The sequence below is a fragment of the Enterovibrio baiacu genome, from assembly GCF_004120195.1.
Lineage (GTDB): Bacteria > Pseudomonadota > Gammaproteobacteria > Enterobacterales > Vibrionaceae > Enterovibrio > Enterovibrio baiacui.
Genome location: NZ_SCHN01000021.1, coordinates 57,758 through 79,029, shown reverse-complemented (window position 1 = coordinate 79,029; position 21,272 = coordinate 57,758). Strand labels below are relative to the sequence as shown.

Annotated in this window: 19 protein-coding genes and 1 tRNA gene; 8 read left to right on the top strand and 12 right to left on the bottom strand. The window is 48.1% G+C overall.

Features of this window, described 5'->3' with window-relative positions; translation table 11 throughout:
- Nucleotides 1-73: 73 nt before the first annotated feature.
- From EQP46_RS20470 to EQP46_RS20455, 4 genes are all read right to left on the bottom strand, one after another.
- Nucleotides 74-1,645, bottom strand: a complete 1,572-nt coding sequence (locus EQP46_RS20470; protein ID WP_167482786.1) for a BCCT family transporter — start codon at nucleotides 1,643-1,645, stop codon at nucleotides 74-76.
- A 91-nt stretch (nucleotides 1,646-1,736) separates the two neighbouring features.
- Nucleotides 1,737-2,726, bottom strand: a complete 990-nt coding sequence (locus tag EQP46_RS20465; protein WP_129495394.1) for a membrane dipeptidase — start codon at nucleotides 2,724-2,726, stop codon at nucleotides 1,737-1,739.
- 117 nt (nucleotides 2,727-2,843) lie between these two features.
- Nucleotides 2,844-4,292, bottom strand: coding sequence for an aldehyde dehydrogenase family protein (locus EQP46_RS20460; RefSeq protein ID WP_129495393.1), 1,449 nt, complete (start codon nucleotides 4,290-4,292; stop codon nucleotides 2,844-2,846).
- Nucleotides 4,293-4,353: 61 nt separating this feature from the next.
- Complete coding sequence (locus EQP46_RS20455; RefSeq protein WP_129495392.1) at nucleotides 4,354-4,764, bottom strand: RidA family protein; 411 nt, start codon at nucleotides 4,762-4,764, stop codon at nucleotides 4,354-4,356.
- A 146-nt stretch (nucleotides 4,765-4,910) separates the two neighbouring features.
- Between EQP46_RS20455 and EQP46_RS20450 the strand changes: the two genes are divergently transcribed.
- From EQP46_RS20450 to EQP46_RS24505, 3 genes are all read left to right on the top strand, one after another.
- Nucleotides 4,911-5,801 carry a LysR family transcriptional regulator gene (locus tag EQP46_RS20450; RefSeq protein ID WP_129495391.1) on the top strand — a complete coding sequence of 297 codons (891 nt, stop codon included), beginning with the start codon at nucleotides 4,911-4,913 and terminating at the stop codon, nucleotides 5,799-5,801.
- Nucleotides 5,802-6,072: 271 nt separating this feature from the next.
- Complete coding sequence (locus EQP46_RS20445; protein ID WP_240671781.1) at nucleotides 6,073-7,344, top strand: methyl-accepting chemotaxis protein; 1,272 nt, start codon at nucleotides 6,073-6,075, stop codon at nucleotides 7,342-7,344.
- Nucleotides 7,319-7,672 carry a hypothetical protein gene (locus tag EQP46_RS24505; protein ID WP_240671780.1) on the top strand — a complete coding sequence of 118 codons (354 nt, stop codon included), beginning with the start codon at nucleotides 7,319-7,321 and terminating at the stop codon, nucleotides 7,670-7,672. The genes EQP46_RS20445 and EQP46_RS24505 overlap by 26 nt, the downstream gene beginning before the upstream one ends.
- Before the next feature lie 106 nt (nucleotides 7,673-7,778).
- On the opposite strand, the gene EQP46_RS20440 is transcribed toward EQP46_RS24505, so the two are convergent.
- On the bottom strand, nucleotides 7,779-8,717 hold the full coding sequence (locus EQP46_RS20440) for a Dyp-type peroxidase (RefSeq protein ID WP_129495390.1): 939 nt from the start codon (nucleotides 8,715-8,717) through the stop codon (nucleotides 7,779-7,781).
- Nucleotides 8,718-9,152: 435 nt separating this feature from the next.
- Between EQP46_RS20440 and EQP46_RS20435 the strand changes: the two genes are divergently transcribed.
- A complete protein-coding gene (locus EQP46_RS20435) occupies nucleotides 9,153-9,563 on the top strand; it encodes a nuclear transport factor 2 family protein (protein ID WP_129495389.1) in 411 nt (136 codons plus the stop codon).
- A gap of 65 nt (nucleotides 9,564-9,628) precedes the next feature.
- Here the strand turns inward: EQP46_RS20435 and EQP46_RS20430 are convergent, their stop codons facing one another.
- The 4 genes from EQP46_RS20430 to EQP46_RS20415 form a co-directional block, all read right to left on the bottom strand.
- Complete coding sequence (locus EQP46_RS20430; protein WP_240671779.1) at nucleotides 9,629-10,516, bottom strand: LysR family transcriptional regulator; 888 nt, start codon at nucleotides 10,514-10,516, stop codon at nucleotides 9,629-9,631.
- Between the two features lie 244 nt (nucleotides 10,517-10,760).
- A tRNA-Ser gene (locus tag EQP46_RS20425) sits at nucleotides 10,761-10,848 on the bottom strand.
- Between the two features lie 142 nt (nucleotides 10,849-10,990).
- Complete coding sequence (locus EQP46_RS20420; protein ID WP_129495388.1) at nucleotides 10,991-12,238, bottom strand: DEAD/DEAH box helicase; 1,248 nt, start codon at nucleotides 12,236-12,238, stop codon at nucleotides 10,991-10,993.
- A 106-nt stretch (nucleotides 12,239-12,344) separates the two neighbouring features.
- Nucleotides 12,345-12,827 carry a YehS family protein gene (locus EQP46_RS20415; RefSeq protein WP_129495387.1) on the bottom strand — a complete coding sequence of 161 codons (483 nt, stop codon included), beginning with the start codon at nucleotides 12,825-12,827 and terminating at the stop codon, nucleotides 12,345-12,347.
- Between the two features lie 276 nt (nucleotides 12,828-13,103).
- On the opposite strand from EQP46_RS20415, the gene EQP46_RS20410 reads away from it, so the two are divergent.
- From EQP46_RS20410 to EQP46_RS20395, 4 genes are read left to right on the top strand one after another with little or no spacing between them, the layout of a single operon-like run.
- The gene (locus tag EQP46_RS20410; protein WP_129495386.1) at nucleotides 13,104-13,505 is read left to right on the top strand and encodes a tetratricopeptide repeat protein; all 402 of its coding nucleotides are present in this window, start codon (nucleotides 13,104-13,106) and stop codon (nucleotides 13,503-13,505) included.
- Nucleotides 13,502-13,702: a hypothetical protein gene (locus EQP46_RS20405; protein ID WP_129495385.1), complete on the top strand. Its 201-nt coding sequence runs from the start codon at nucleotides 13,502-13,504 to the stop codon at nucleotides 13,700-13,702. Before EQP46_RS20410 ends, EQP46_RS20405 begins: the two co-directional genes overlap by 4 nt.
- Nucleotides 13,703-13,704: 2 nt before the next feature.
- A complete protein-coding gene (gene sodN, locus EQP46_RS20400) occupies nucleotides 13,705-14,205 on the top strand; it encodes a superoxide dismutase, Ni (RefSeq protein ID WP_129495384.1) in 501 nt (166 codons plus the stop codon).
- Between the two features lie 43 nt (nucleotides 14,206-14,248).
- Nucleotides 14,249-14,527, top strand: a complete 279-nt coding sequence (locus EQP46_RS20395) for a S24/S26 family peptidase (protein WP_129495383.1) — start codon at nucleotides 14,249-14,251, stop codon at nucleotides 14,525-14,527.
- A 73-nt stretch (nucleotides 14,528-14,600) separates the two neighbouring features.
- Here EQP46_RS20395 and EQP46_RS20390 read toward each other — a convergent pair whose 3' ends face one another.
- The 3 genes from EQP46_RS20390 to EQP46_RS20380 are packed head-to-tail and all read right to left on the bottom strand — an operon-like array spanning nucleotide 14,601 to nucleotide 21,248.
- A complete protein-coding gene (locus tag EQP46_RS20390; protein WP_129495382.1) occupies nucleotides 14,601-15,662 on the bottom strand; it encodes a toxic anion resistance protein in 1,062 nt (353 codons plus the stop codon).
- 15 nt (nucleotides 15,663-15,677) lie between these two features.
- A complete protein-coding gene (locus EQP46_RS20385; protein WP_129495381.1) occupies nucleotides 15,678-16,382 on the bottom strand; it encodes a phospholipase D-like domain-containing protein in 705 nt (234 codons plus the stop codon).
- Nucleotides 16,383-21,248, bottom strand: coding sequence for a DNA repair ATPase (locus EQP46_RS20380; RefSeq protein WP_129495380.1), 4,866 nt, complete (start codon nucleotides 21,246-21,248; stop codon nucleotides 16,383-16,385). It abuts the gene before it with no gap.
- Nucleotides 21,249-21,272: the final 24 nt, after the last annotated feature.

Below are 21,272 nucleotides of genomic sequence, written 5' to 3'. Positions count from 1 at the left end.
CTTAATTATCCGGAACATCACGGATTCGTGATGTTCCGAAACGGCATATTTCTATCCAATTTGCGCCATAGGGTTATCGATACCCTTGCTCCGTTGCCATCTTCATTGCAATCTGAGGTGCATTCCAAAGCGCCGGAAGCAATATCAGCGACACAGGCACCGCGGTAATAACAATGAAGGATTGGAGTGCCGAGACCCCACCAGCGCCCAAGGAAATCAGAATGATCGCTGTCGCACCCATCATCACACCCCAGAAGGAACGGATAAGCGCATTCGGCTCAGTTTCGCCACTGATCACCACACTAATGGTGTAAGTCATCGAGTCACCCGTGGTCACGATAAAGATGGTAGTCAAAATCAGGAACAAGATAGACACCAACATTGGCAATGGCAGTTGCTGGGTAATCGCCAGTAACGATGCCGGCAAGTTAAAGCCTTCAAAAGCCGCACTGACCGAGCCAGGATTCGCCATTTCAAATGCCAAGCCTGAACCGCCTACAATCGAGAACCAGAAGCAGGTAATGAGCGGTGCAATGATGCTGATGGTGGTTACCAACTGACGAATGGTGCGCCCGCGTGAAATCCTCGCGATGAAGATCGCCATCATAGGGCCATAACCAAGGAACCATCCCCAGAAGAACACGGTCCACCAACTCAACCAGCCCATATCACCGCGGAACGTTGCCATTGGGATAAAGTTGTCGATCATGGTGCCCACGCCTTGCACGTAACCATTGATAATGAAATCAGTTGGGCCAACGAGAAGGATGTAGATCATCAAGCCAACAGCCAGAATGATGTTGTAGCGACTCAAAATCTGAATGCCTCGGTTTACCCCACTCAGTGCTGAGATGGTGTAAATCGCAATGGCACCCAAGATGATGATGAATTGCGTGGTAAAGCCATCAGGCAAATCAAACAACGCATTCAATGCGTAGCTCACTTGCAAGCCCAAGAAGCCAATAGGGCCAATGGTGCCCGCCGCCACTGCCACGATGCAACATGCATCAATGAAAGAACCGAAAAAGCCATTCAACACGCGGTCGCCAAAAACAGGATACAAAAGTGTGCGCGGTTTAAGTGGAAGGCCTTTGTCGTAGTGAAGGTGCATCAACACGATGGTTGTCAGCGTCCCAAGGATTGCCCATGCCAAAAAGCCCCAGTGCATGAACGACTGCGACAACGCGTTGAACGCTTGGCGTTGAATATTGCCTTCAGGCGTGCCGTAGAGCGGAGGAGGATTCACGAAGTGAGCGATCGGCTCTGCTGCCGCCCAAAACACACCACCACCGGCAAGTAGCGTACAAAGAATGATGGCTAGCCATTTGAAGCCGTCTAACTCTGGCTTCTCTAGACCACCCAGTCGCACCTTGGATGTGGTTGGGCTGATCGCCAACCCCATGCCTACCAAGAAGGTAATCAGAAGCAGCAATTGCCAATAGGGGCCGAAGATTTTCACTGACCATGCAAACCCAGTGTTCACTAGACTTGATAGCAACGCATTATCGACCAATGCTAGAACAACGAACGCGGTAAGAAACCCACCGCTCATCCATAGTACAGGGTTATTAAGCCCCAGTTTTTCAATCGTGCTTTGTGCCTTTGGTGCTGGCACGGTTTTCTCTGAATTGAGTAAGTCAGACATCTTCTGTCTCCACATGATGGCGAGTGAATTGGTCAGAGCCAACGCACCCGTTTCGTTGACAGCAGGAGGCAAATCCTTCAGCCGCAGTAAGTTATTCCGCTGGTTTTAAACCAGCATCGAGGAATTCGATCCAGTTTCCGCCAAGAATTTTGGCCGTCTCCGTTTCTGAAAACCCTTTGTCGCGAAGTCCCTTAAAGATGTTCTTCATACCGCTACTGTCGGGGAACCACGGCAGAGCCGCAGGCCAACCCGAGTTGCTGGCCGAGCCTTCTCCAAAATCGAGGCTCTTTGACCAGCGTCCATTTCGCATCCACTCCAACACACTCTGCGGTTGATTAAGGCAAAGGTCGCTGCCAATGGCTAAACGATCGATACCCACCATTTCCGCGGTGTCAGCGATGAGCGAACAGAATGTTTCTAAGGTGCAATCACTGCCATCCGGCAAATGGAAGGGATAGAGGCTAAAGCCAAGCAAGCCGCCTCTTTCCGCCAATGCACGGATCACAGTGTCAGATTTGTTTCGAAGCGCAGCGTGCGCTGAGGAAGGGTTTGCATGGCTAATGCAAATCGGGCGTGACGAGAGATCAATGGTTTCCAGCGTCGAACGCTCAGCGCTGTGTGACATATCAATCACCATGCCTACACGGTTCATCTCTTCGATGACTTGTTTACCGAAACGTGTAATACCGCTGTCGTTTTGCTCGTAGCACCCTGTGGCAAGCAAACTTTGGTTGTTATAGGTCAACTGCATGATGAGCAAACCCAACTTTCTCATCACCTCGACCATGCCGATTTCGTCATCTAGTGGTGAGCAGTTTTGCGCACCAAAGAACACGCCGACTTTTCCTTCTTCTTTGGCTTTCACCACATCGCTCATCGACATGACGGGCATGATGAGGTCAGGGTTTTGTTCAAACAGCAAGTTCCACTCAGCAAACCGTGTTAGCGTTTCACGGGCATTTTCGTGATACACCAAGGTGGCATGAATCGCCGTCACACCACTTTCTTTGAGCTGTTCGAAGTAAGCGCGGTTCCAGTTGCAGTACTGCAAACCATCGATAATAAGGTGGTCTTGATACATGCTAACTCCTTGCAAGTGTTCGCGGTGTGTAAGGTTCAAATGTGTTTAGGGAGAGGTGTGCAGACACACACCTCTAAAACAAAACATGAAATTTCGTTGCTAACGGCCTGGAATAACTCAGTAAGGGCGCTGGTAAGCCGTCTTCACAATGGTGTAGAAATCACGGGCATATTGGCCTTGCTCTCGAGGCCCAAAGCTCGACTCTTTACGACCACCAAACGGAACGTGGTAATCCGTGCCTGCCGTTGGCAAGTTCACCATCACACAGCCGGTTTGCGCTTCGCGCTTGAACAAGGTACTGCTGCGCAAGCTTTGCGTGACGATCCCCGCGGTGAGACCAAAGCGTGTGTCATTCACGGTGGCAATGGCTTCTTCAAGAGAACCCACTTTTTGCACGCAGGCCATAGGGGCGAACAGCTCTTCTTGGTTGATGTCCCAGCTGTTGTTGGTATTCAGGAACAGCGTTGGAGACATGTAGTAGCCATTGTGTTCGCGATCCAATCGCTCACCACCAAACGCCAGGTCAGCACCGTGCTCTTTCGCACGTTCAACCCAGCCCATGTTTGCACTTAGTTGACGCTCATCAACCACGGGCCCCATAAACACGCCATCTTCCAATGCGTGACCCACTTTGAGTTCTGACATACGTTTAATCAGCGCATCGACGTACGCATCATGAATGTCTTCCATCACCACGAGGCGTGACGATGCTGTACACTTTTGGCCCGTGCCTGAAAATGAACCTGCAATCGTTGCATCAACTGCCGATTTCAAGTCCGCGTCGCTCGCGATAACCAAGGCATTCTTGCTGCCCATTTCAAGTTGGCAACGTACAAAGTTTGGGGCGGTTGCCGCTGCAACGGTACGGCCGACATCCACAGAACCCGTGAAGCTCACGGCATCAATATCTTGGCTGTTGATCAGGGTATCGCCCACTTGCGCGCCGGAGCCCAACAACAAGTTAAACGCGCCGGGATGAACACCCGCACGGTGAATGATGTCTGTCAGCGCCACTGCGCTTGCTGGTGTTAGGTTTGCAGGTTTCCAAATCACGCTGTTACCAAACGCCAGTGCGGGAGCAATTTTCCAAGCCGCCGTTGCTGTGGGGAAATTCCAAGGTGAAATGATGGCCACCACACCCACTGCTTCACGTGTGACTTCCACCGTCACATCTGGGCGAACAGAGTCTGCGATATCGCCCATTTGGCGGAGAACTTCCGCCGCGTAGTACTGGAAAAACTGGCCGGATCGGTAGATTTCGCCGCGCCCTTCTGCGAAAGGCTTGCCTTCTTCCATGGATAACAAGCGTCCTAACTCATCACAACGCGCAATCAGTTCATCACCAATGGTTTGCAGCACTTTTTGTTTAAATTCGAGTGGTGTGCGCTCCCAAGAAGGCTGTGCATTTCGCGCAGCGTCAATCGCTTGCTGAACCTGAGACTGACTTGCTTGAGCAAAATCGCCGAGTGAATGCGAAGTATCAGACGGATTAACGTTTGCGACTGTGCTTGCGCCTTGAAGCCATTGACCGTCGATGTAGAGTGCGCTTTCCGTGTTATACGTCATGAGAAATCCTTGATTTTATTATCTAAAGTCGTGTTCAAAACCTGTTCTGCTTACTGCGAGCTTAGTCTGTGTTTGGCACGGCTGCATACACCGCCAGCTCCACCAACATGCCTTCACGCGCTAACCCAGCAACAATCATGGCGGCTCGGTTTGGATAAGGCGCAGAAAAATACTCGGCATAGACGCTGTTTACAGTGGCGAGGTAGCTTCTGTCCGTCACATAAATAAGCACCTGCAATACCGCATCCAGTCCCACGCCTGCACATTCCAGAGTGTGTGCGAGGTTATCTAGCGTTTGACGGGTTTGTGCTTCAATACCACCTTCAATGAGCTGTCCTTGAGCATCAATGGGAATTTGCGCTGTATACAGTGTGCCATTGTGGGTCACAGCCCATTCCAAAGGCGCTTTTGAGGCAAACAGCTGTGTCGGCACAGCTGCCTTAGTGGAGTATGAAGAGGTATTTAAAGACATGGCACTCGCACCCGTTTAACCATTTCGTTTCATTTGATTTACATATTGCGCCTTTCTTCTTGATAAATCTAACGGTTAATTTTTGACAATTGTTCAGTTTTATTTATCAATGTAAGGGAGAGGGATAAATCAGCAGGGCGCGAGAAATGGACATAAAACTTCAGCAACTTAGGCATTTTTCATTGGTTGTAGAGCAAGGCGGGTTTCGCGCTGCAGCTTCCAAAGCAAACCGTTCCCAAGCCGCCTTATCAACGTCTGTAAAAGAACTCGAAAAGATCCTTGGGCAATCGCTGTTTGATTCAGGGCACAAAGCCAAGCTCACGCCCTTTGGCGATCTCTGCTTGCCCAAGATCAATCAGTTCTTAAAACTGTATGATGACTTAAATTCCGATCTTCGCGCTGCGGCGGCTGGGCAGTTGGGGCAAGTAAGGATCGCAAGTGTTCCGTCCGTGGCGGCAAAATTGATACCCCGCATTTTAGCGACATACACGGAAAGTCACCCTGATGTTGAGGTCGTGTTGGTGGATGACACTGCCGCCGGCGTTGAGAATCGGCTATTAGCAGGCGAAGTGGATGTTGCACTAGGGAATTGCCTGCACATTCAAGATGAGCGTATTGAGTTTATCCCCTTACTGGCAGACCCCGTTGGGATTATCTGCTTGAACGATCACCCGCTCACTCAGCACACGCAGCCTATCGATTGGGAGGCACTCGCTCCCTACCCTTTCATTAAGAATGGTACGTGCTCGCTGCTTGAATCCACACCCGCCAATGCCCTGACAAACGCCGCGCTTTACACAGTTGAAAACATTACATCGCTGTTTTCCGTGCTTGAACTGGGCATTGGCATTACAACGCTACCTCGCCTCGCTTTCCCCGATAATGCGAAAAACCTGACATGGCTGCCTCTTGCCTCCCCTTACGTTGAGCGACAGATTGGGATATTCCGTCTAAGAGCGCGTTTTATGTCACCACAAGCGTATGATTTTTACGAAATGTGTATTCGCGAGCTGAAAGGAGCAGCCAAATTTGAATAATCAATGCCTATTTTTTCTTGCAACATATTTAGCCTAACACCACATTCTATGCTCATGGTTTGGGGTCGAACCTCTGATTTCATCGAAATGCAATTAATGGGAGAGTGACTTTCATCGCAGCCTTATGAGTAAATAAAACCTTAAAAATACAAATAATCGCGACAAAAGGCTCATATCTTCCTACAGACTTGCCTAGTGATAGATTTGTAACTCTTCTGACATAAGCCCAAATTAGGTTAGCGGCATAGTATTCCTATGTTAGGCCGTTTTTATGAGCATACGTCAGCGTCTTCTGATTGCATTTTTATTCTTCACATCACTCACCATCGCCATGGGTGGGTTGGCCCTTTGGACCTCATCGCGATCATCCGACGCTTACTTCGAATATGTGAACAAAAAGCTGCCCGAAGTCTGGACCCTGATGGCACTGGAGCGCGACCATCGTGCTTTGGTCACACTCTCTCAAAAAGTCAAAGCACAGTTGTTGTTTTGGAATGAAGTGGAACCTCAATTCGAGGCTTTTAAAACGAATTATGAATACCGTTGGCAAGAGCTTTCTCAATACCCTTCATTAACGCTTTGGCGAGAGGAGAACCAGGCGAATAAGGAGAAGATCGATACTTACATTCAAAAATTCGAGAAAGCGATTGAAAATAAGAGCTATTACGACGCGGGTCGCTTGGTTGACTTTGATATGTATCCAAGCGTTGACCCTATTCTTGTTTCAATAGATGAAAAGCTCTTCGAGCGACAAACAAACGCACATGCCTCCGCCAATGGATTGATTCAATTTCTTGATCAGCAAGCGAACGTCATTTTTGGGGCTATTAGCCTCTCATTGCTGGTTGCATTTTCTTTGATGCTTTGGTTAACGAAAACCGTGATATTAAGGTTAAAACGTATCGCTAGAGCACTCACTGGAATAGACTCACACTCAGACCTTACCGTCAGAATTGAAGACAAATATTGCGATGAGGTTTCTGCCGTCGCGCTGGCAACCAACAACCTGCTCGAAAAATTCAATCAGTTTGTCACCAATATCCAAACCAGAACCGGTGAACTCGACAAGCAATCAGGCACGCTAGACCAACAACATCAGACCGTATCGACCATCAATAAAGACACACAAGATCAGATCACAGAGGTCGCTCACTCTCTCACCGTGATGGATACAGCAACCACGGACATTGCATCAGCCATACAGCAAACCAGGGAATCTATTGGCGACCTCGTTGCCGGCAACAATGAGCTGCAATCGCACATGACGGCGACAGAAAAATCGATCGCATACAGCGTTACCACCGTCAGCAACGTAGAATCGACCATGCAAGGTCTCACCGACACAAGCAAGAAAATCGCGAGTGTGATGGACGTGATTGAAAGCATTGCGGAACAAACAAATTTACTCGCATTAAATGCAGCGATTGAAGCAGCAAGAGCCGGTGAATATGGCCGAGGATTCGCCGTTGTCGCAGACGAAGTGCGCAGTCTTTCTCAGCGTACTTCTGAGTCAACAGGTGACATTCGCGCCTGGATTAATTGAGCTCATAAACAGTGTGGAAGCCGCCAGCCGGCTTCTTGGGGACACTAAACTGGCCAGCGAAAACAACCAAAAAGCAAGCGTTGAACTTCAACATCATCTGAGCGCAATGAGCCAAACCTTTGAGGGGTTGGAGAAACGCAGTGTTGTTGTAGAATCTGCGATCAAATCTCAGCACAGAGAGCTAGCCCAGCTGACGGAGCGACGACAAGTACTAAAGCGCGGTAGCCAAACTCTCACAGAGGCAATCACAAGCACACACAGTGTCAGCAATGGTCTGAGCCAACAATCAACCGAGTTGGCAACCCTTATCGAGCAGTTTAAAACCTAGCTTAAAACGAAGTCCTTTAGATAAGCGTCGACTGGCATCGTGATTACAATGCCAGCCAACTCACCCGCAGTGAATACCTCTTCATCTAACATGGGTAAAACACTTATCAATCGTCAAAATGGTCATCGATAAAAGACTGCGGTGGAATAAAATAATTCGCCCCGGTTTTTGCTTCGACATAATCCAACAATCGGTCGTAGTTACCATCTTCATCGGCGGTGATCATTTGCCTTAACGACGTTTCAATCAAAGACGCGGTCGATGCAAAACCCACGAACATGGTGCCATGTTCAATGGCATTGCCGTAAGGGCGATTTTGACGCAACATTTTGACTTCTTCCCCCTCCATCTCGACCTTACTCTTTTCATTGTGCGCCCAAGCAGGCTTCTCCGCATCACTCAGTTCAATGTCGTCCATCTTTGTACGGCCAATGACTTTTTCTTGGTGTTCCGTTGATTGCTCGTCCCATAAACCCTGACGATCAACATACCGCTGCACGGTGAGGTAACTGCCGCCTTGGTAATCATCACCTGTGCCAATAAGCACGGATTCAACACGCTCGTCATCCACGGGGTTTTCCGTGCCATCCACAAAGTCGATCATGTCGCGGTTATCGAGGTATTTATAGCCTTGAATATCCTCAACCAAATCAGCAATACCTGATAGCGCCTTGGCCGCATGCTTCGCCACTTGGAAGTTCAAATCAATCCGTTCAGATTTCACCATCAAGAAAATATCTCCCGCCGTTGACGGGAAATGACGCTCACCATTTTGCATTTCAGTAAATGCACGCAATTCGGCTGGCGGGTTTACATCGGGAAATAGGCTTGGCCACGCATTCGCAGAAAAACCCATCGTCATGGTTAAACCAGCGGAAGGATCTTTTTGTCGAATGGATTTCTCGATACCAGGCAACTGGCTTAGGGCATCCCCAATGTCATCAAGGTTTAGCCATTGGTCTTTTAACGTAAACGTCAGGTATTCAACGTGTGAGGTTGGATTGGTTAGGACACCCGGTTGCGCGAGAATTGCTAGTTCGTTCATACATACACCTGTCGTAAGACTCCCTGTTAGAGAAACATAGAGGCGGGAAGGAAGCCGTCGTCCTTGAATCATCTATGGTCAGCAAATACGTAGTTACTGTAGAACAGCTTTTGGCTAGGGAATGAGGGAAGCCTGCTCGAATTTGCTTTTCTTTCATCGGTCGCAAAGATGTTACGCCTAATATTCCCAGAAATAAAACAATGAGCGATCGGTCGCAAGACGAGAAATGGTGCAGGATGACGACGTTGTAAACGATTTACTTGTCAACTATTCGTACCAATCTAGTCTCAATTACGCCCCTTATCAGCTTGTCACACTCGATATATCTTCTAACTCACTTTATTAGCAAGCGCTTTCATACGCTTACACTCTGCAAATAAAGCGTATATCTCGCGATACAGTTTCCCCGTTCATGTTTATTAAGGATGTTAAACAATGAATACCGCGGTAACAGAGAAAGAAAATCGGACCGTTGTTGCTGCTTATTTTGACGCGCTGAAAAGCGAAGACATGACAGGGCTGGCATTGCTGTTTGATAGAAACGCGCTCTGGCATCAGCCGGGCCGTAACCCTTTCTCGGGTGACAAAATAGGATTTGGGCGTGTCGCGGCAATGCTTCAGAGAATGAAAAACGTGACCGATAATTCCTATGCCATCAAGCCTGACGGTTCACTCATGGCAAACGGCAACCTCGTTTCTGTTCCCGTTCACACCACGGCCTCCAGCGGCAACCTTTCGATTTCAATGAAAGGCACGCACCTTTTTCGCATAGACGGCGGATACATCATGGAAGTTTGGCTATTTTCCGAAGATCAGAAAGCTGAGGATACTTTCTGGTCTGTTTAGTATTGCTACAACCCTCCCTCTTGTGGCAAGAGCCCGATGCGATAACGCATGGGCTTTTTTTTTGCTCAAATCTTGTCGCGACTTTCCAATAGGTAATCGATAAATAGCCGTAAACGCATCGGAATATGCTGACGACTGGGGTACAGCAAGTAACAGGTTAAGCTATCACCATGCCACTCAGGCAAGACGGGCACGACTTTCCCTTCCCGCAAAAGATGTTGAACGTTTTGATAAATTAAACAGCCTAAACCTCGTCCCGCTACCACCAATTCATTGAGCATGCTTGGCGAATTGACGATGTCGTAGCGACTCGGCTGAAACCTCAAGGTTTCTTCACCCTTCATCAAATTCACCGTGCGGTTGGGCATTAACTGCTCAAGCACAATCCAGCGACAGTGCTCTACATTTTGCTCTGTGATTGGCTCATGCAATGCGTCGAGATAGTCTGGCGATGCATAGATGGCGAGTTGATCATCGAACACGGGTCGCGCGACAAAATCTTGCTCATTGAGTCGAGACACACGAATGGCTAAATCAATCTGATTTTCAATGAGATCAATCTTTTGGTCTGTCATAACCAAATCAAACGTGATGTCAGGATATTGCAGCGTGAAGGCTTCTAGCTTGGGAGCAAGCCAAGATTTCATGATGTCTAACGTTGCGGTTACACGGATTGGGCCTTTGGGCTTATCTCGCGTCAGTACGTCATCAATATCAATCAGCGAGGACAATACCGACTCCGCCAACGGCAGCAAACGCGCGCCATCTTGGGTCAGGGAAACACTGCGGGTAGTGCGTTGGATAAGCCTAACCGACAGGCTCTCTTCCAGCTTTTGAATTTGCGCGCTCACTGCGGGGCGGCTAATCCCGAGTAACTTCCCTGCTCGGCTAAAATTGCCTGTTTTGACCACGGCAGCAAACACCGCCATGGGTTTTAGTCGTGATAACTGCATGTCTATCCTTAGAACATCACACTACTCAGGAGAATTCGATCGTCTTTACCAACTATAGAGGCATTGACGATAACATGCGGGAAATTAACGGATTTCGTGACATTTCGATATGCCAGAAACGAGAAAACCCGAGTATCTCTGCTCGAGTTCCAAATATGGCGGTGAGTGAGAGATTACTCGTCACTGCGTTTTTCATAAGCCAGAAACGAAAAAGCCCCAGCATTTCTGCTGGGGCTTTAGAATGTGGCGGTGAGTGAGAGATTCGAACTCTCGATACGTTGCCGTATACACACTTTCCAGGCGTGCTCCTTCAGCCACTCGGACAACTCACCTAATTTTCATCAAGCCGAATGCGATGCAGTTCGTCTCAACGGGGCGCTACTATAATGATTTCCCTATGCAGGGTCAATGCTTTAAGCCGTAAACTCGGTTTACTCGTTCAGCATTTGAGCACCCCATCAGAGAGTGGCGAAATTAGCGACGCTTTGGCTTACTCTTGAACTGCTTAATGCTGCTTTTCTGGGAAGTACGACGATTAGCTTGTTTATCGCGTGGCGCGCGTTTGCTGTTACCCGTCGACGGTTTGTCAGTGACAGGAAACGCATCCAGCTCTTGCAGAGGCAGCTCACGCTTGGTCATGTTGCGAATGGCTTGTAGGTAATCCGTCTCGCCATGACAAACCAGCGAAATCGCAAGTCCTTGCTCTCCTGCCCTTGCGGTACGACCCACGCGGTGCACGTAAACGGCTGGGCTCAATGGCACATCGAAGTTAACCACCACAGGCAGGTGGTCGATATGTATACCGCGCGCCAGGAGATCGGTCGCGATAAGCACTTGCACCTTTTTCTCTTTAAACGCAGCAAGGGTGAGTTCACGCTCAGTCTGCGCTTTGTCACCGTGTAACGCAGCGGAGGTAACGCCCGCTTTGTTTAGCTTCTTACACAATGCATCAGCATTATCACGCGCACTAATGAAAACCAATACTTGCTGCCAATTATGTTGTTTGATTTGGTCAATCAACACATTGGCTTTACTGCCTTTGTTTACAAGATATAGGCGCTCTTCAATCTGCTTCACAACACTGTTTGTTGCACTGGCAAAAATGGTTGCGGGACTGTTTAACAGCCCTTCCATTGACGCTTCTAATTCTTCTGGCAAGGTTGCGGAAAACAGCAGTGTTTGGCGCGGCACAGGGATCACCGCCAAGATGCTTTCGACATCAGGCCAGAACCCCATATCAACCAAGCGGTCAGCCTCATCAAGCACAACGCTATCAATGATTGATGTATCGACAGCCCCGTCTTTCAACAACGCATTCAATCGACCTGGTGTTGCAATAACAAGCTCAGGCTTCGTTAAAAGACGTTCAATTTGCGGCTCTTTTTCAACGCCACCACAAATCACAACGGTAGAGAGGTTTAATGCAGTCGCAATCGGCGACAATGCTTCGTTGACCTGTGTAGCCAGTTCGCGCGTTGGCACCAATACCAACTTACACGTTGGCGAATCCGATACTTGAGCACTGTCGAGCAACGGTAAGCCGTATGCCAACGTTTTACCACTGCCTGTTTGCGCGATCGCAAGCACATCCTTACGGGCGCTAATTGCAGGAATCGCGAGTGATTGAATTGATGTAGGTGCATTGCATTGCACAGGCAGCGCAGCAACAGCGGCTGGCGATAATGGCAAAGTTGAAAAGGTGTTAGACGTTGAGAGCGACATCGTGCACATCACTATATTAGGAAAATCAGAACGCGGGGGAATGGAAAAGCAAAACGCGAGCAACTTTCACAGCCAAAGAATGGAGGACAGTAGCTCGCGAATGAAATTATGCGTCGGCGTCTTGCGTATCTTCTGGACGAAGTTTACGTTGAATACCCATCAGGAAGTTACGCAGGATCTGATCTTTACACTCACGGTAGTGTTTGTTGTCTGCTTTACGTGAGAACGCACTCAGCTCATGCTTGCTTAAGCGGAAATCCATCAGCTCCAACGTTTCGATCACGTCTTCTGCTTTCATGTTCAACGCGATACGCAACTTCATCAAAATCATGTTGTTGTTCAAACGCTTCTCAGGCTCAGGTTGTGCACCTTCACGTTTGCCACGTTTCGTGTTGATCAAACCATTCAAGAAAATCGCTAATTCGGTATCTGTTGTTTTAACAAAAGCCGCATCATCATCCTTGCGAAGCCAGTTAACCACTTGCTCTTGTGTCACAGCGTGATCAGCAGCAGCGAAAATTTCTACCATAGACTGATCTTTAAAGTCGAAGGTATAACGGATACGGCGGAGAATGTCGTTATTAGTCAAAATAATTCCTAGTGTTAGGTTTGATCTGGCCTTTCAGTACAACCACTGACGGCAAAAATAAAAGCGCGCAACTTTAGCATAATGCCCCCTTCGTACCAATAATTTCTTATTCTCGCGGCGAGGCACTGCGGCTACCTACCCTAATTCTTACACCTAAACGACATAAACATCCGCCCCAGTCGTGCAATAAACGCAAAATCTTAGGAAGAAGGGCTTTACTTTTCATTGATACGATCAATAATGATAATCATTACTATTCGCATAATGGTTATAAAAATGGATTGGAAAGCGTACGCCACACACGGAAATCGGTGTTTTCACAACAAACATTGGGTCGATGCGGAACGTCATTATGGTCTCGCATTGCATGCCGTGGAAAAGGAAAACCCCGTCACACATCAAAATGGTGACATCCTTTTTGCGTGGCTCGCCTGCCACCATAACCTTGCAACCTTATTCCAATTCCAAAACAAGCACTCTGAAGCGCGTTTCTATTTGGATACCCCTCTCGAGATCCTCGAAAAAACCCTTGGCGAAACGCCGCCCGAAAATCCGTTTTTTGTGTCACTGCTGCGTGCCTACCAAACGGGATTAAACGAGTTGTGTTTATTTGAAAAAGCCATCAATTCATCAGTAGCGTCGAACGCTGCTTCGCATACAAAGGAGAACGTGAAATGACTCAACGCCTGGCACTATTTGCATTCCTATTCACAGTAAGCCCAATGCTGATGGCGCATGCCGGTCATGACCATGGACATTGGTCAGCCTCCCTTATTCATCTTCTATGGGCATTGCCTGTAATTGGCGCAGGTGCAATCGCTTTTTGGGGATTACGTCGTCTACGTGATCAAAAACGTCATGAGCAAGGAGAGTGAACATGTTATACACCCTATTAAATAAGCTAGACCAAAGAACAGCGTTCACTCGCGCGTCGGCACATTGTGATATTCCTTGTAAAATATATGACCCTTCTCACGCGCAAATCGCTGTCCTAACCATCATCCGCATGTTGGATTTGATTGAAGAACTACCAACATCAGAATTGTCACAAAACCAACAAGCACGCTTTGTTCGCTTGGTGCAGCAAAAAGAAGAACATGGCAGCAAGGTGAAAGAAGACATCGGCGTCATTTGGGGTGATTATTTCAAGCAACCGCAATTTGATAAGTTCCCTGAAATACACGGCCTCACGCATGACATCATGATGCTGGCTTCAAAAGCAAAACAAGAAATTGACCGAGATGCAGCACTTGCTCTGTTGGACAAGGTGAACCGCTTTGCCGATATCTTCTGGCAAAGCAAAGACGTGCCAACGTACGTCGCAACGTGCCCGTACCCGCCGTCACTTCCTATCATTTACCCTGATTTGAAACCGTAAGCCAATGCTCGGATTCCGACTCTTTCGTGTTGAGGGACATTCCATGTTCCCTCTTTATAAATCGTCAGACTTCGTGCTCACCATTCGCGAGCCGTCGTGGTGGAGAAAGCAAACCGGCACTGCCTATGCGTTCACCCATCCCATTTTTGGTTGTGTCATCAAAACGCTTAAACAAAGCGATGAGCACGGCCGATATTGGTTTCGTGGCGCAAACCCCTCCAGTGTCAGCAGCCGCACCCTCGGCGCGATTGATCCTGCAATGCCCCTTTACCGTGTGTTGTTTAAAATCAGTAAACCCACGAAATCGTTGACGACGTCATGAGCGTCGCTCGCTATTCTCCAGAAACGAAAAAGCCCCGGCAAAAGTACCGGGGCTTTCGATTTTTCACGTCATATCAAGACAACGTCTGTTCTAGCGCTTTTTTAAGCTCCAACTCTGCCTTCTCGATGATCTGTTGAGCATGCTCTCGTTGCGCCCTGCCCTCTTTCACGCGTGAGAGCGTGTTGTTCAGGGTTTCAATGGTCAATTGGTTCACCGTTTCCAACGAATCCAAATCGAGAATACCACGCTGATAGTTCTCAGCGATTTGCTCTTCCAATGCTTTCAGCTTCTCCGCATTGTGAACATATTGCTTGTTGGTGTAGTCTTTCACCGCTCGCGTTACCTTCAACGCTTTCTCTTTTTCATAGTTAGAAATCGCAATCAAGAATTGACGTTTCCAAAGCGGGAAAGTGTTGTGAACGATATCTTGAATATCCTCCATCAACATTTTATTGCCTTCCTGCGAGAGGCGAATTTGAGGCGCAGTTTGAATCGCAGCCAGGCGGGTTAGCTCAAGGTTATGAACACGCTTTTCAAGACGCGCAATGGCTTGAGACGCATCGCGGTATTTTTGCGCATCCAGCGCATCACCACTTTGCTCAGATTGAGCAAGCAAATCTGGCAACACACTCTGCGTGAGCTCGTTCAGTTTATATTTGCCCGCCGCGATGTACTGATCTAAGCCTGCAAGCAACGCAAGATTGTGATCATACAGCGAATCCAGCTGAGTAATATCATGCGCCAGCTTTACTTCTTGCGCTTCTAAGTTGCCAGACAGTTGCTCCAACTGGCCTTTTACAGAATCAAAGCTCGCTGAAAACTTCTTGAAGGAATCAAAAAGTTCACCCACCAGCGGCAGTCGGGACAATAGGCTCTTTTTCCCGAGGTTATCGAACTCAGCGCTGTCCATGGAAGACACCATGGCATGGAGAATGTCCCCCGCTTCGCCACTGTCTCGAACGCGCACTTGCTCCAACACCTCATCAGAGAATGCCGTGATCTTCTCTAACGCATCCTTACCAAAGGTAATGGTGGCTACGGTATCAAATGCATCAAATTGGTCAGCTAACGCCACGACTTGAGGCGTGACTTCAACATCCAGCACCTGACTCTGAGAATTCGTCAATTCAGTCATTGGATCTCCCTGTCTCTATGACGGCTTATGGCAGGGAAATTTCTGCCATAGCGCTTCAAACTGTCTTGAGAACGCAGTGACAAACCTGCGATCGTCGGTAAGCGTGATATCTTCCTGATTATATTTGGAGGCGCTGCGCGTCCAGTTGAAACTGCCGTTAATCAGTCGTTGATCATCAAATATCGCAAACTTATGGTGCATATGGTACTGAGTTGTATCAATTTTGACGGCAACACCCTGTTCAGCGAGGTATTCAATGTCACTCCCTGTATCGTACATTTTGTCGTTATCCGTCACGATCCGCACCTTAATACCGCGCTTGTGTGCGTCGAGAATATGTTTGGTCAAATCATTGTCTGCAATGGTGAACACGCAAATATCGATAGAATGACGTGCCAGTTTCAACTGTTCAATAATACCCGCGGCGCATGTTCTCCCGGGCGAAAACCAGCTGGTTGCGGTTTCTGATGAACTCGCACTCATGATGTTATCAAGCACTTTCACCACCCGCTCTAGCCAACGCACGAGTGCCCCAGCATCGCCTTGGTTGGCGATTTCTTTCTGTACCAATTTGAAACTTAAATTTCGTAAATAGGCGCGGTCTTCATCGCTTAATACCGACTCAGCGAGCTCTGCTTGAAGTGTGCGACGCTCATTATCATCCAATCGGTAATCTTCGATCGAGGCTTCTAACCACGCTGACCATTTTTGTCTATTCATTTAGTTGCCTCCCTGGCTGTTACCACCGAACCGGGCAACATGTTGATTCAGCATCGCAAGTTGCTGTACGACCTGCCCTGCTCGGTCTTCAGAATCACCCATCATTTGCTGGCGCTGATAGCCGTCAGTGATTTCCTGCCAACGCCTTTGCTGTTCTGGCGTCATATCTCCGCGCAATTCAGCAAGTTTCAACAAGTTTTCTTCCGTGCCCGCGGCCAGTGTTTGGGCTTCACCCTGATAGTGATCTTGCAGCATGGTATTGAGTTCTTCATCGGTCATGACTGACGAGATTTTCTCTGCCAATTTGTTCATGTTTCGATAAGACCCTTGGAGTTTAAAAGGCGGCTCAACACGGTACTGATCTGCGGTAGCGGCAGATTTGATATATTGCTGGTTCACCTTAAGCACGGTGTGTTGCGCCATCATCATCTTTTGTAGCGTCGACACAATCTCATTGGATTCGGTCGCCGAATACGAATGACTCATGTCACTCAACGCAATGCTTTCACCTTCCGCCATGCGAACAAAACGGTACAAGTCGTTCAAATCTCGGGTTGCCAGCGGTGCCAGTACAGCGTTTGAGGTCAGTGAGTTCTCAATGAAACTCAGCTCAAAAGCGTGTTTCTGATCAGACAACATGTCACCAAGGTTGTAGATATCTGCACGGTTCGCCAACATATCCGGTATACGGAACGCTTCACCGCTTTCGGTGTAAGGGTTACCTGCCATCACAACCGCGAACTTCTTACCACGCATGTCATACGTTTTGGTTTTGCCTTTCCACGTACCTTCAATGCGACGTGTTCCATCACACAGCGAGATGAATTTTTGCAGGAACTCAGGGTGGGTGTGCTGGATATCATCAAGATACAAGAGCACGTTATTCCCCATTTCAAAGGCGAGGTTAATCTTTTCAATTTCACGCGCCGCGTTTTGATCGGGCGCATCGGCAGGATCGAGCGATGTCGCTTGGTGACCGATAGAAGGACCATTGATCTTCATAAACACCAAGCCAAGCTTATGTGCCACGTATTCAATCAACGTGGTTTTACCGTAACCAGGCGGTGAAATCAGCAGTAACATCCCCATCAAATCGGTGCGTTTTTTGTCGCCCAGCGTCCCCATCTGTTTGGCAAAGTTATCACCAATCAATGGCAGGTAGCTTTCACTGATGAGTTTATTGCGAACGAAAGACGTCAGTGGTCGAGGTTTAAACTCACCCAATCGGAAATCTTCTTTTGCCTTGTTCAACAATGCTGTGCGCTGATTCAGGTAGGCATCAAACTGCGGAACTACCGCGCCTCGGTGATGCTCATTACGTTGAATGAAGTCATCCAATACCAGTGTTAACTGGCCTTTTACTATTCGCTCATGCTCACCGAGCAAGCCTTCAACGTCAGATTGCAAAGAAAAATCTACGCTACCAACGGGCAAGCTAGAGCGGGATTTCAATACAGCAATCGTGGCCGCTTCAACAACGAACGCCTCGCCATATTCTTTACGCGATGTATAAGCGGTTAGCCATTGCTGATGATCGGAAAATGCGGTTTGAATAGTGTCATCGGCTTGCTGCCAACCGAGGCTGCGACGAAATTGCAGGTAGTCTTCACAGAGCGACAAAGCGTCTTGACTGACGTCTATTTTCAGCTCAGCCAACCCCAACAGATTCACCAAATACTCTGCCGATTCATTCGCCTGTTCAGTGCCTAAAATCGCCACCAATTGGGCCTGTAACGCTTGATAGGCTTCAACTGAGTTCAAATGCTCACGTAGCAACTGCGCATTCGTGGCTTGCTGGCGATAATGCTCCACTGTCTGACTATCTTGGGAGAGCAACCAGAGTAATGCAGATGAACGCGCAGCTTGGCTAAACCGTAACAGTCCCGCTTGCTGATAGATGGGCAGCACCTTATCGAGAATACGAATAGCGTCGTTATCGTGAATGCCTTTTACATAACCTTCTTTATAACGAGGTGCTGCAAACTTCTGAACACAATCACTCAAGTTGCCTTCTTTTTGATCGGCATAGAGTTTATCGAGGCTTAACCCATCTACATTTTGCTCTGCACAGTGAAGGATCAAATAAGCGAGGTACTCTGCGCGATAGACATCATCGCTTTCCGATGCCACGTCCAAACGAGACATAGACTGGAGCGTTAGGAAAGTTTCATCTTCAACGGATTGGTAAAAATCCGTTCCCGAAATGTGCGTAGACAATTGCCCATCATGATCAACAAGACTGAGGTCGAGCGGCTGTTGATTGACACTAAAACGATGTTTACCAAGACGAAGAACCTTGCCGCCCTGCTCGAAGATATCCTGATTGTCGCGCAGAGAACGTAACGACTGATCCTGCAGTGACTTGATCTTCGAGTCGACACTGTCAGCCTTCACGCTGTCACCCAACTCTCGAATCGTTGTCGACAATTGATGCAGCTTCAACACCATGGCATCCGTTGCAAAGTAGCTGTTAAGCCCCGCCACATCATCAAAGCGCTCCACGCGTTTTTCGATGCTCGACATGGTGACATTGGCAGCTTGAAGCAAGTTTTGAACACGGCGTTGCTGGGCCGATATCAATTGCTGCTTATGGTTGTCCAAAGTTGATTGAATTTCGTCGCGCTTGGCATAAATTTCGGCGAGGAACTGGTCAAAATCGGCAAAGCGAGACTCAAGTTTGTCTAGTTGCCCCACCAATTTGGCCAGTTGATTGTCACATTCATCAGGGCTTGTCGCTTGTTCCATCGCACTGCTAACGGATTGGCTTAGCAGCTTAAATTGAGCGCTAAATTCAGCCTGCGCTTCTTCACTTTGGAGCCCCTGAGACTTGCCTCGTAGCTTCGCTGAAACAGTGTTTAGCATTGACGACACTTCCGTCGTCAAATCCAAAATCCGTGTGGCTTGTGTTGGATCGTCTGTTTCAATGTCCGTGACTTCTTCCGTCACCAATTGAAGTTCACTTCTTAGCGTTTCAACCTGATCTTGCAGCGTTTGAATCTCGGCGGTTTTATCCACGCTTTCCAGTTGTGTCTCAATGGTCTGGATTTGCTTCTTAAATGGCAGGTAAGCCTTTTCATCTTGCAACAGATTCAACAACTGAAGATTCAGATTTTCGCGTTGCTCTTGAAGCGTTTCCAATAAGGTATCAACACGCGCTTCATCGATGTAATGCTGCTGACGCAGCGCCATCACAGCACCCACCTGCCCTTTCACTTCGGAAAGCAGCGTGAGCAACGTATTGGCTTGTTCTTTGGGTGCGAGCTTAATCTTGCCTATGAGGTCAGAAACAATGCCATGTTGATCTTCGATGCTCTGAGCCGCATGACTTTGAAGCTGCTGAACTTTAGCAAACTCATCAATGATCTTGTCAGCCGTGTCCATCAACTCGCTAATGGCACTTCCCATGCCTAGCGCATATTCATGACCGAGCCACGTATAGTGATCAAGTGTTGACTGACATTGCTTAAGCAGTATTTCGAAAGCAGCTTGTGTTACCTCTTCCGTTTGTGCCAGTTGGCAAATCGATAATACAGACGATAACGCACGTACCAGTTCCGTATTACCAAGGTTAAATAACGGACTACTGCCATCACCTTTGGCATTTTCAAGGGCATAGTGTTCTGGCGTTGAAAAAGGCGTATCCCATATACGCAAGGGATGAATAGTGGATGCTTCTGCATTTTCAGACAGCTGGAAGACAAGGAAGCGACCATCGGGATACAAGCTATACCCATGGCTTTCCATCGGCGCTTCGAATTTTTTCTCAATCAAGTTGTAGGTGAAGGCAATGTAGTAACCATCCACCGCATTGAAGAAGAAATACAGAATGTCTTCACCATTTGGTGAAATGACTTTCTGAAAGAACTTGAGATTATTGGCGGGAAAATCGAACTGCTTGCTTTCACCATTGGCCAGTACAAAGCCGTTTGCATACAACACGCCATGGTCTTCCGGTAAGCTCTTGGCGCTCTCGCGCAGTGCATCAGCGCGCGTGACAGATTGATTCAGTGGGTTGTAGATAAAATAGCGACTGTGTTTTTCGCGATTCGGTTTTACACGCAACGCGATCAAATCACCGATAAACGCATAGTCGATTTGCGCATCAGCAATACTTTGGTGAGCATCTTCCACATCTTCTCGATAGATGCCCTTTCCTTCCGACGTGTTGTCTTCCACCTTGATGGTTAAATCGCCGCCGACGCACTCAACGAACAGCTTATCTCGGATAGAAACATGGGGGTGCTCACCCAGCACATGGTCGTCGCGCGTCGTCGCAATCCACTCAACATCATGCTGTGTCGCGCTCTCGAGCGGCGCATGGCCATAGGAGTCCAAGTACTCAGCAGTATTGGCATTAAGCTGGAAGCGGAATACTTTGCGGTCTTCCGGTCGGCTGCCAATCTGAAACGCAATATAAAGAACACTTTCCTGACGTGAGATTTGAGATAAGCGCGCGTCGCGATAGTAGGTAAACAGTTCCGTGAATTCATGCACAAAACGCGCATCATTCAAAAAGCTATTTTCCAGCGGTAAAGATTCAACGCGAAACGTGCCTTCATTTTCATGAAGTTGATACAGGCCGAACACATCATTTAATGAAGGGGCAGCTTTCATTCCCACTTGAACATGGTAGCCGAACAAAAGCTGTTGGTTTACTTGCGCCATATCAATCGGAATACACTTGGCATCCGTTTGAACATTGGCTTTACCAATCAGCGTAAGTTCTTGACCACCAAAGACATCCTGACGTTGATGATTGAATGACTGTGAAAGGCTTTTTAGCTGATTGCCCTGCTGGGCCAAGCGGGATTTGAGAACCTCGTACGCACCGCCTTCACTCACAGCTTGTTGAGTCGTCTCTGACATAATAATACCTATCAATCCCGCTTC

Bases quoted from the DNA above. Each gene is read 5' to 3' on its own strand.
- EQP46_RS20440 (WP_129495390.1), bottom strand. From the start codon at position 8,717: ATGAACGAACTAGCAATTCTCGCGCAACCGGGTGTCCTAACCAATCCA.
- EQP46_RS20470 (WP_167482786.1), bottom strand. From the start codon at position 1,645: ATGTCTGACTTACTCAATTCAGAGAAAACCGTGCCAGCACCAAAGGCA.
- EQP46_RS20465 (WP_129495394.1), bottom strand. From the start codon at position 2,726: ATGTATCAAGACCACCTTATTATCGATGGTTTGCAGTACTGCAACTGG.
- EQP46_RS20410 (WP_129495386.1), top strand. From the start codon at position 13,104: ATGGATTGGAAAGCGTACGCCACACACGGAAATCGGTGTTTTCACAAC.
- EQP46_RS20385 (WP_129495381.1), bottom strand. From the start codon at position 16,382: ATGAATAGACAAAAATGGTCAGCGTGGTTAGAAGCCTCGATCGAAGAT.
- EQP46_RS20405 (WP_129495385.1), top strand. From the start codon at position 13,502: ATGACTCAACGCCTGGCACTATTTGCATTCCTATTCACAGTAAGCCCA.
- EQP46_RS20390 (WP_129495382.1), bottom strand. From the start codon at position 15,662: ATGACTGAATTGACGAATTCTCAGAGTCAGGTGCTGGATGTTGAAGTC.
- EQP46_RS20395 (WP_129495383.1), top strand. From the start codon at position 14,249: ATGTTCCCTCTTTATAAATCGTCAGACTTCGTGCTCACCATTCGCGAG.
- EQP46_RS20380 (WP_129495380.1), bottom strand. From the start codon at position 21,248: ATGTCAGAGACGACTCAACAAGCTGTGAGTGAAGGCGGTGCGTACGAG.
- EQP46_RS20455 (WP_129495392.1), bottom strand. From the start codon at position 4,764: ATGTCTTTAAATACCTCTTCATACTCCACTAAGGCAGCTGTGCCGACA.
- EQP46_RS20435 (WP_129495389.1), top strand. From the start codon at position 9,153: ATGAATACCGCGGTAACAGAGAAAGAAAATCGGACCGTTGTTGCTGCT.
- EQP46_RS20450 (WP_129495391.1), top strand. From the start codon at position 4,911: ATGGACATAAAACTTCAGCAACTTAGGCATTTTTCATTGGTTGTAGAG.
- sodN (WP_129495384.1), top strand. From the start codon at position 13,705: ATGTTATACACCCTATTAAATAAGCTAGACCAAAGAACAGCGTTCACT.
- EQP46_RS20420 (WP_129495388.1), bottom strand. From the start codon at position 12,238: ATGTCGCTCTCAACGTCTAACACCTTTTCAACTTTGCCATTATCGCCA.
- EQP46_RS20460 (WP_129495393.1), bottom strand. From the start codon at position 4,292: ATGACGTATAACACGGAAAGCGCACTCTACATCGACGGTCAATGGCTT.
- EQP46_RS20430 (WP_240671779.1), bottom strand. From the start codon at position 10,516: ATGCAGTTATCACGACTAAAACCCATGGCGGTGTTTGCTGCCGTGGTC.
- EQP46_RS20445 (WP_240671781.1), top strand. From the start codon at position 6,073: ATGAGCATACGTCAGCGTCTTCTGATTGCATTTTTATTCTTCACATCA.